At 21.9% G+C, this 1,090-nt stretch carries 1 protein-coding gene; it reads right to left on the bottom strand.

The genetic code is table 11. The features are described from left to right. Positions 1-1,003: ABC transporter ATP-binding protein (locus BLS00_RS10485; RefSeq protein WP_143012959.1), on the bottom strand; the 1,003-nt coding region annotated here is incomplete at its 3' end. Positions 1,004-1,090: the final 87 nt, after the last annotated feature.

Raw genomic sequence — 1,090 nt, 5'->3', positions numbered from 1 at the left:
TGAATATTTCTTTTTCTCCATATGAAAAATCTAAATCTTTTATTTTTATTTCTTTTATCTCTCCTATATCATATCTCTTCTCTACTTTTTCTTCTTTGATATCTTTTAAGTTATTAATGAGCTTTTTATAGTATCCAAAATATTGACTAAAATCAAACGAATTTTCAATTGGTATTTCAAGCATTTCATAATAACTTATAAGTGCAAAAACTGTTCCTAAAAGATATTGATTTCTATAAAAACCATAAAAAGAATAAACAATAAAAGATATCATTACCAATATTTTTATTATTTCAAGAACTATTAAATATAAATTTCTTTTTTTTATGTAACTTTTTACCTTCTTATACCAATGCATATATCTTTTTTGCACTTTTTTAAACTCAAACAAAAATGTTCCAGTCATACTTATCTCTCTAAAACCTTTTATAGAATCATCAATAAAATCAAAATTTTCTCTCTCATTCTCAATTATAATATCTTGATTTTTGTCAACATATTTTCTGTCATATTTAATATAAATAAACCATACTACCACAGAAATCAAACTTATAAAAAAAGCATTTTTATCTAATATAAATATTAATAAAAGAGGTATGGGTATTTTAATTATTTCAATTAAACTATATATAAGTGATGAAAAATCACCAAAAGCAAGAGGATCATTAATTATTATTTCAGGATTTATCTTTCTCTTGTTTTGAATTCCCCAAATGTAAGCTTTATTCATATAATAATTTACAGAATTCGAACTTTTTGCCCTAAACAAATATTCTCCCAACCAAAAGAAAAAAGTGCTTATCGCATTTATAATAATATAAAAAATAATACCTTTTAATATATTATCTATTTCATTTTCTTGAAAGGAATCTATTATAAATTTATAAAATAAGGGGATGGCTATTGATATTAATGAAGATATTAAAATAAATAAAAAACTAATTATATATGAACTTTTTATTTTAAAAGGCATAGTTTTAAAAAACCATTTTATTTCATTCAATAACGTCCTCCCCTTTCTTCATAACCGTCATACGATTTTCTGCATCAAAAAAATCTTTCAATATCGTTTTGTTTTTTAATGCTTCTT

This window comes from Geotoga petraea, assembly GCF_900102615.1.
In the GTDB taxonomy this organism is placed as follows: Bacteria; Thermotogota; Thermotogae; order Petrotogales; family Petrotogaceae; genus Geotoga; species Geotoga petraea.
Note: the sequence above shows the minus strand (reverse complement) of the source record. Positions and strands in the feature narration are given on the sequence as shown.